Annotated in this window: 1 protein-coding gene and 1 pseudogene; both read left to right on the top strand. The window is 59.8% G+C overall.

Going from position 1 to position 1,870, the window contains the following annotated elements:
* Positions 1-356: 356 nt before the first annotated feature.
* A complete protein-coding gene (locus tag F1735_RS33315; RefSeq protein WP_167241262.1) occupies positions 357-1,184 on the top strand; it encodes a DcrB-related protein in 828 nt (275 codons plus the stop codon).
* Positions 1,185-1,186: 2 nt separating this feature from the next.
* Positions 1,187-1,636, top strand: a pseudogene (locus F1735_RS37985) (PAAR domain-containing protein); the annotation flags it as partial.
* Positions 1,637-1,870 lie beyond the last annotated feature (234 nt).

Genomic DNA, 1,870 nt, shown 5'->3' with positions numbered 1-1,870 from the left:
TACCAATGTCGAATTGACGGCGGAGACCGAGCATATTCACCTGACGGCCAGCACCGATATCACGTTGCAGGTGGGCAGCAGCAAGATCGAGATGAAAGCGGACGGCACCATCACCATCAGCGGTGTGCACGTCAAGGTGATAGGCAGCACCAAGATTGATTTGAACAGTTAAAGCAGTTCTTGTGCGAGCCGTCCCCTACGCCCTGAGCGTACGGGACGGCTCGCCGCATCGTGCCGGCCTCGACTCCGAATCTCCAGCCCTTCTGCCGCGCAGCCGCATGGCGGTGCCCGGCTACCCATGCCAAAGCAAAAAATCCCAGAGTGGAACCTGGGCACATCAAACAAGGAACCCAGTAATGCACTACCAAACCAATCATGCAACGTTCGAGCTGCCGGCGCAGCTCAAGGACAAGACGATGCACATGTTCACGCTCAACGACAATGGTCCGAGCGAATTCAGTGTCGTCATCTCGCACGCCCCAGCGCAAGCCGAGGATACGCTGGCGAATTTTTCCGAGCGTCTGCTGGCTGAACTAGGCAAAGCCCTGCCGGACTTCCACTTCGGTGGTTCGATCGAGCGCATGATCGACGGTACACCGGCCATCGAGCTGACCTATCGCTGGCGTAGCGAAAGTAACTTCATGCACCAGTGCCAGGTCATTACCTTGCTGCCTGGCGCCGAAGAGGGCAGCCAGCAAGCCATGCTGATCGCCGCCACCTGCCTCCAAGCGTTCAGCGTGGAGTGGAAGGCGGCTTTCGACGGCATGCTCGATAGCTTTAAGCTGCGCCACAAGACGGTGCAGGCGGGTGGCGACGGTGCCGGTGTAGTGGCGTCGATGGAGCCGACCATCTTTGCGCTGTCGGAGCGGCGCCGGACCTTGCAAGTATTTGCCAGCGCGGACGATGCATGCCACAAGGTCGACGCGCGCGAAGTGGAGCAGGACGCCTGGGCCTTCTTCAACGCCGCCGGCGTACCCTTGCACGCAAATTTCTTGGTACCTAACACCGGCACGCTGTGGCGCAAGGCGGGCAGTTACACCTTGGAGGCTCGCCCGGAACGTGGCGCACCAGGCTTGCGCGAGCGAATGCACTTGGCCACCATCTTCGTGGCAGGTTCTCCGGAAGTACGTCTGTCTAGCATTGCCGAGGTACAGGCGATGCTCGGCCAGAGCGCGAGGGCCTAGTCATGCCACAAGCAGCACGTCTGGGCGACCCAATCGGGCATAGTCCCACCATGGATTGGCTGATAAAAGGGGCATTGGCTGGCGCAGCCGCTGTGGCAATTGGCGTGTTTGTTCTCGGAACCGGCGGCTTGGGCGCGATTGCGTTGACTGCGGTCGTTGGCGGCGCAGTGGCCGGCGGCGCAGGCATCGGTGAGATGCTCAGCACGATGAGCTTTGCGCCAAAGGAAGTGTGCGGCAAGATCATTCCTCCATGTTCTGCAAATGTATTCATTAACGGCCGTGCGGCGGCGCGCGCGCATGTCGACTTGGCGGCATGCACCAAACACCCGCAAGTGCCGTTGCCGATTTCCAGCGGCAGCGCGACGGTCTTCATCAATGGTTTTCACGCCGCCAGGGTTAGCGATACAATCCAGTGCAGTGCCGTCATTACCGATGGATCGGCAAACGTCTTCATTGGCGGAGCAAGCTTTCAGACCGATGTTAACACGCCAGAAAATCTGGTGCCGCCGGCGGTTCACGTCGGCCTATTTGTTCTGGGTGCAGGATCGGCCTTAGTTCTGGCCATATCGTTATACACAACTCAGCCGTGCCCCTCGCGCATCGACTGTAATGCAGTGGCCACATCCATCACGCGCTGCAATCCTTGCCAGATCGTCTTTACGCCGGGTTCGCCGTCGCTCTTGCGT

The organism is Massilia genomosp. 1 (genome assembly GCF_011682185.1).
Taxonomy (GTDB): domain Bacteria; phylum Pseudomonadota; class Gammaproteobacteria; order Burkholderiales; family Burkholderiaceae_D; genus Telluria_A; species Telluria_A rubra.
Note: the sequence above shows the minus strand (reverse complement) of the source record. Positions and strands in the feature narration are given on the sequence as shown.